At 54.3% G+C, this 6753-nt stretch carries 4 protein-coding genes; all 4 read right to left on the reverse strand.

Features of this window, described 5'->3' with window-relative positions:
• Positions 1 to 497 precede the first annotated feature (497 nt).
• From gabT to glaH, 4 genes are read right to left on the reverse strand one after another with little or no spacing between them, the layout of a single operon-like run.
• Positions 498 to 1778: a 4-aminobutyrate--2-oxoglutarate transaminase gene (gene gabT, locus C7B16_RS20470; RefSeq protein ID WP_107180073.1), complete on the reverse strand. Its 1281-nt coding sequence runs from the start codon at positions 1776 to 1778 to the stop codon at positions 498 to 500.
• Between the two features lie 13 nt (positions 1779 to 1791).
• Positions 1792 to 3240, reverse strand: a complete 1449-nt coding sequence (gabD, locus tag C7B16_RS20475; RefSeq protein WP_107180074.1) for an NADP-dependent succinate-semialdehyde dehydrogenase — start codon at positions 3238 to 3240, stop codon at positions 1792 to 1794.
• A gap of 22 nt (positions 3241 to 3262) precedes the next feature.
• Positions 3263 to 4531, reverse strand: a complete 1269-nt coding sequence (lhgO, locus tag C7B16_RS20480; RefSeq protein ID WP_016249102.1) for an L-2-hydroxyglutarate oxidase — start codon at positions 4529 to 4531, stop codon at positions 3263 to 3265.
• Between the two features lie 19 nt (positions 4532 to 4550).
• A complete protein-coding gene (gene glaH / locus C7B16_RS20485; protein ID WP_010377831.1) occupies positions 4551 to 5528 on the reverse strand; it encodes a glutarate dioxygenase GlaH in 978 nt (325 codons plus the stop codon).
• Positions 5529 to 6753 lie beyond the last annotated feature (1225 nt).

Below are 6753 nucleotides of genomic sequence, written 5' to 3' on the forward strand. Positions count from 1 at the left end.
TTCCCGTAGGCCGGACAAGACGCGAAGCGTCGCCTCCGGCATGGTGCGCCGAATGTCGGATGCGGCGTAAACGCCTTATCCGACCTACATTTCCGTGGGCCGGACAAGACGCAAAGCGTCGCCTCCGGCATGGTGCGCCGAATGTCGGATGCGGCGTAAACGCCTTATCCGACCTACATTTCCGTGGGCCGGGCAAGACGCAAAGCGTCGCCTCCGGCATGGGTGCGCCGGGTGTCGGATGCGGCGTAAACGCCTTATCCGACCTGGATTCCCGTAGGCCGGACAAGACGCAAAGCGTCGCCTCCGGCATGGTGCGCCGAATGTCGGATGCGGCGTAAACGCCTTATCCGACCTGGATTCCTGTAGGCCGGACAAGACGCGCAGCGTCGCCTCCGGCATGGTGCGCCGAATGTCGGATGCGGCGTAAACGCCTTATCCGACCTGGATTCCCGTAGGCCGGACAAGACGCAAAGCGTCGCCTCCGGCATGGTGCGGTGCTACTGCTTCGCCTCAGCAAAACACTGGCTGATGATCTCCAGACCCTGACGGATCTGAGCATCTTCAATGGTGAGGGGGACAAGGATGCGCAGTACGTTGTAATAAGGGCCGCAGGAGAGAAGAATCAGACCTTTATCGCGGGCGCGCGCTACGATCTCGGCGGTGAGTTTCGCATCCGGTTTGTCGTGATCGCCATTTTCAAACAACTCGATCGCAATCATCGCCCCCAGCCCGCGCACATCGCTGATCTCAGGGTGTTTTTCGGCTATTGCCAACAACCCGTCTTTCAGTTTCTGCCCCAGACCGTTGGCTTTTTGCAGCAGATTTTCCTGCTCGAACACCTTCAATACTTCCAGCGCCGCCACGCAAGCAATCGGGTTACCCGCATAAGTGCCGCCCAGACCACCTGGTGCGACGGCGTCCATCACTTCGGCACGTCCGGTGACGCCCGCCAGCGGGAAGCCGCCCGCGATCGATTTCGCAAAGGTGGTGAGATCCGGTGCAACGCCCATTTGCTCCATCGCAAACAGCGTACCGGTACGTCCCGCGCCGCTCTGGACTTCATCGGCAATCAGCATGATCCCATGCTCGTCACACAGCGCGCGTAAACGTTGCATAAAGGCTGGCGTCGCGGCGTAGAAACCGCCTTCGCCCTGAACCGGCTCAATCACGATGGCGGCGATATCTTCCGGCGCAGCGTCATTTTTGAAGATTCGGTGGATACTGGCGATAGCGTCATCTTCACTGATGCCATGCAGTGGGCAAGGGTAAAGCGCGCGATAAACATGGCCCGGCATCAGCCCCATACCCGCAGAGTACGGATTCACCTTGCCGGTCAGCGCCAGCGTGTAGTGCGTGCGCCCGTGATACGCACCGCTAAAGGCGATGGTGCCGCTGCGTTTGGTGGCGGCGCGGGCGATTTTTACCGCGTTTTCCACCGCTTCCGAACCCGTGGTGACCAACAGCGTTTTTTTGGCGAAATCGCCCGGCACCTTCTGATTCATAATCTCGCACAACTCCAGATACGGCTCGTAAGCCAGCACCTGGAAGCAGGTATGCGACAGTTTTTTCAACTGCGCTTCCACCGCCGCAACCACTTTTGGATGCAGGTGCCCGGTGTTGAGCACTGCAATCCCGCCCGCGAAATCAAGATACTCACGGCCTTCAACGTCCCACACCCGGCAGTTTTCCGCCCGGTCAGCGAAAATCGGGTGAATTTGCCCGACGCCACGGGGGATCGCCTGACTGCGGCGCTGCATTAACTCTTTATTGCTGCTCATTCGCGTTCTCCAGTTAAAGACCGATGCACATGTATTTGATTTCTAAGTAATCTTCGATGCCATACTTCGAACCTTCACGACCCAGACCCGAGGCTTTAATGCCGCCGAACGGGGCCACTTCATTGGAAATAATGCCGGTATTGATGCCGACGATGCCGTACTCCAGCGCCTCGCCCACGCGGAAGACGCGGCTTAAATCACGAGCGTAGAAGTAGGCGGCAAGGCCAAACTCGGTGTCATTGGCCTGCGCAATCACATCGGCTTCGTCTTTAAAGCGGAATAGCGGGGCGAGGGGGCCGAACGTCTCTTCTTTCGACACTTTGGCGTTGGCCGGAACGTCCACCAGTATGGTCGGCTGGAAGAAGTTGCCGCCGCGTTCGTGTGCTTTACCGCCGCAAACCACGCGCGCGCCTTTCTCCAGCGCATCGGCAATATGCTCTTCCACTTTTGCTACCGCTTTTTCATCGATCAGCGGTCCGATGGTGACGCCTTTTTCCAGTCCATCACCGATTTGCAGTTTGCTCACCGCCTGCTGCAATTTTTCGGCAAAGCGGTCATACACGCCGTCCTGCACGTATAAACGGTTGGCGCAGACGCAGGTTTGCCCGGCGTTGCGGAATTTTGAGGCCAGCGCGCCTTCCACGGCTTTGTCGAGATCGGCATCGTCAAAGACGATAAACGGCGCGTTGCCGCCGAGCTCCAGCGACACTTTTTTGATATCTTTCGCGCACTGTTCCATTAACTGGCGGCCAATTTCGGTCGAGCCGGTAAACGACAGCTTGCGCATCAGCGGGTTGCTGGTCAGTTCGTTACCGACCGCGCCCGCCGAACCGGTGACCACGTTAAACACGCCAGCCGGAATGCCCGCGCGGATCGCCAGCTCTGCCAGCGCTAGCGCAGAGAACGGCGTCTGACTGGCGGGCTTCAGCACCATCGTGCAGCCTGCCGCCAGTGCCGGACCGGCTTTGCGGGTAATCATCGCCGCCGGGAAGTTCCACGGCGTGATAGCTGCGGTGACGCCAATCGGCTGCTTGATCACAATCAGGCGCTTATCGGCCTGATGACCGGGAATAGTGTCGCCATAAATACGTTTGCCTTCTTCGGCAAACCACTCAATAAAGGAGGCGGCGTAGCTGATTTCGCCTTTCGCTTCAGCCAGCGGTTTGCCCTGTTCGAGGGTCATCAGGTGCGCTAAATCGTCCTGATGCTCCATCATCAAATTGAACCAGTTGCGCAGAATGGTGGCGCGTTCTTTGGCGGTGAGCGCACGCCAGGCGGGCAGGGCGCGGTTGGCGGCGTCGATAGCGGCACGGGTTTCATCAGCACCCATTTTCGGCACGCTACCCAGCTTGTCGCCGTTCGCCGGATTGGTGACATCGATGACCTCGCCATTGTTGGCGTCCAGCCATTCCCCGTTAATCAACGCCTGCTGGCGGAATAAGTTACTGTCGTTAAGTTTCATCGCTACATCCTGTTTTCAAAGGTTATTGATTAAATGCGGCGTGTAAGGCATCCACACTACGTGCCGCTCGCAGCGTGCGTCCGGGGTTACTCTGGCTTGCCAGCAGCGTTTGTACCTTGCTGACAATATGCGCACCAATAGGAATTGCTGATGTCGCTGCCGGGGAGGGCGCATTGCAGGTGTGGATCGTGCGCGGGGTGGTGACAAACAGAAAATCGTCAATCAGCTTGCCGTCCGGCGATACCGCCTGCGCCCGCACACCGGCGGGCCAGGGCTGGAGATCGCTTAACGAAAGCCGGGGACAATACTTTTGCACCAGCCGCAAATAGCCGCTTTTGCACAGCGAGTTTTTCATCTCGCCCAGTCCTGAGCGTAGGTGGTTTTGTAGCACCCGGCGAATCCCCGAAGAGCCCAAAATCTCCAGCGTGTCGCTAAATGAGAAGTCGCGCTTGCGATAGCCTTCGCGTTTGAAAGCCAGCACCGCGTTTGGCCCGACGGTCACGCTACCGTCGATCATCCGGGTGAGATGAACGCCCAAAAATGGCATCGCCGGGTCGGGGATGGGGTAAATCAGATGGTTAACAATCTGGTTATGCTCCGGCGCAAGGCGGAAATACTCGCCACGGAACGGGCAGATGATAAAGCCCGGTTCGAGGCCGAGCATTTTCACCAGCCGGTCAGCCATTAGTCCGGAACAGCTAATCAGCGTCGATGCTTCATATTCGTCGCCCTGACGGGTACGTATCACCACGCCGTTTTTATGCTCACTGAGCGCGCTGACTTCGGCGTTATAGATAATCTCACCGCCTCTGGCCTGGAAGATTTTTGCCATCGCCGCCGTCACTTCGCGATAGCTGACAATGCCGCTGGACGGCACAAAAATACCGCCAAGCCCGGTGATATTCGGTTCGCGCTCGCGCAGTTCGTCGGCGTTTAACCATTCGCGCTCGATCCCGTTCGCCGCCGTGCGTTTCCACAACGCGCGCATCCGTTCCATTTCGAGAGCGGACGTGGCGACCAGCATCTTGCCGCAGTTGTCGTAGCGAATGCCGTTTTGATCGCAAAAGGCTTTGGTGGCGCGGTTTCCCGCCAGGCAAAATTTCGCCTTCAGGCTGCCGGGCGTGTAATAGACCCCGGCATGGATCACGCCGCTGTTGTGGCCCGTCTGGTGACAGGCCGGGCCGGACTCTTTTTCCAGCAACGCAATGCGGGCGTCCGGATAGACATCAATCAGTTGCATGGCGGTCGACATGCCGATGATGCCGCCGCCAATAATCACAAAATCATACATCCGCTCAATTCCTTTGCGCTTACTGATGCGTCTGGTAGTGGTTAGTGGCGTAAGCGAAATAGCCACGCTGGCGCATCAGTTCGCGACGCAGATCCGGATGCGCGGTAAAGCGGTCGCGACCGTGCAGCCAGAACAGGTTGTTAATCAACAGGAATTTGCCAACGGGAACGGGGACAGACAGAATGCCTTTGCTGGTTTCAATGGCGTCGGAAAGCTCGCTCAACCATACGCCTTCTTCGAAGTCTTTCGGCTGGACGAACTGGTCGATATAGCGCATCACCGGGCGCCCCTGCTGATCGACGTCGAACACCGGATGGAAGACATCTTTGCTGACGTTTTTACTTGGCGGTGCGGCAAAACGCATCGGACGGCGCGCCAGCGGGTGGCTGAAAAAGTGGTCCAGATGTTCCCAGTCATCGAGATGCAGCAGCAGCGAATTTCCGCCCTGCATGTTTTGTTCGTCGATTTTCATCATCAGCACGTAATCAGTGATCTCTTCGACATAGGTGCCGTCGTTATGCAACTCCATCACGCGGTGCGGCTGGCGCAGATAGCTGTCTGAGTTATCGACATTTTTCACCACAAAACGCGCATAATACTGACCGCTCATCGCATCGAAATTTGAGCGACCAATCAGATGCGCCACCGCCGTCGCCAGCTTCACCATCTCATCCGCCTGCTTCACATCATCGACACCTACCGCATTGATCAACAGCGCACCTTCAGCGCGGTTTAGCAACGTCTTCAACAGCAGCGGCTGTAGTTGGTTTGCACACAGATCGTCGAGAATTTTGCCCACCCGAAAACGCAGAAACGATTTGTACTCCAGCGCCTGCACGGGCCACTCGGCAACCTGTTCGAGAAACTGTTTGGTCGTCTGTTCGGTGAAGGTGAGTTCCAGCAGACGCGGGGATTGCGCCGACGGTATGAGGGTGAATCCGCTATAGTCCTGGCCTGAATCGACAGTATTGGTTTGTACGGCGGTCAGTGCATTCATCAGAAGCAATCCTCTTATGAGATGTAGGGTGACATGGCGATGCTCACTTCGTAGCCATAATCTAAAAATATCTACATTTCTGAAAAATGCGCACAAAAGAGACATATTGTTTTCTTATTGTGATCAAAAACAATATTTTATTAACATATGGTGAGGTGAGTTATAGATGCTTTTTTAGAGAAATAATTATTTAAAATAATAAGTTAGTGATGGTTATAGGAGGTGAGTATTGGGTGTGATTTCAAACTTCAAAACAAACGTGTCCTGCGATTTAATACACGATTGAGTTAATTTGAAATAACCTGTTGTAAACAGGTGAGTTTTAGTTCTTCACCTGTTTGGCAGGGGGAGAATAATGCGTAGTCTCCATACATTATGTAAGTATCCCGCATAATCGTGCCATTCACATTTAGAGCCCCTTTTGCATTTCAGAAGAGCAACGTCCCCCTTGATTAAGGATAGCGTTGCATCGACCCGTTGAACTCAGAGCTCATAACAGACATTCATTTTTTATGGCTGAAAGGCATTCGTGGCTGGTTGGTATATGGAAGCTGTGAACGAAAAGAATGGTGCTTGTTGAGGGGATAGATGAAGCACAGCCAAATTAAGCAGATGAAAAAATAAAAAAGCCCGCATAAGCGGACTTCTATGTCACTAAAGAGCCGCGGCTCCTTTGCGTATCCTTTTTTGTCTCCTCACCGTCTGGTCGGTGTCCTGCTGAGACTGCTAACTTCCTGTTTTTGTTGGTGTTGTTCTTACACCGTCTAATCATGATTGGGCTGGCGTCCCTGTAACTACAGTTTTAATATATTGATTTATATGTATATTTTATGTTTTTCTTCAATTGAGGGTTCAATTATGGAACCATTAAGCGAAATTGCTGAACGTTTGACGTCAAACTATGCCGAAAGATAATACATGCAACAGTTCAGCTACCAACTGGAAGTTGAACTCAGATCATCCGTGTCAGCTTTTCTTCCTTTAACCAGCCGAATGCGTTAGCGTCATTGAAACAGTTTCTCATGGTCATTGATGGAGAAGGTATGAAGGATAGGATCGTCGAAATACTACAATACACCCTGAAAAAAGATTCTGGTGATGTAGTGGCACACTAAATTTGGCCACCTGAACAGAGGTGATATGCTCACCTCAGAACAACACAGGTGCTCCAATGAAAAAAAGAAATTTCAGCGCAGAGTTTAAACGCGAATCCGCTCAACTGGTT

Source organism: Escherichia sp. 20412-1, from assembly GCF_003027595.1.
In the GTDB taxonomy this organism is placed as follows: domain Bacteria; phylum Pseudomonadota; class Gammaproteobacteria; order Enterobacterales; family Enterobacteriaceae; genus Escherichia; species Escherichia marmotae.

What these genes read in the sequence shown, in the direction of transcription:
- gabT (WP_107180073.1), bottom strand. Translation starts at nt 1,778, where the DNA reads ATGAGCAGCAATAAAGAGTTAATGCAGCGCCGCAGTCAGGCGATCCCC.
- gabD (WP_107180074.1), bottom strand. Translation starts at nt 3,240, where the DNA reads ATGAAACTTAACGACAGTAACTTATTCCGCCAGCAGGCGTTGATTAAC.
- lhgO (WP_016249102.1), bottom strand. Translation starts at nt 4,531, where the DNA reads ATGTATGATTTTGTGATTATTGGCGGCGGCATCATCGGCATGTCGACC.
- glaH (WP_010377831.1), bottom strand. Translation starts at nt 5,528, where the DNA reads ATGAATGCACTGACCGCCGTACAAACCAATACTGTCGATTCAGGCCAG.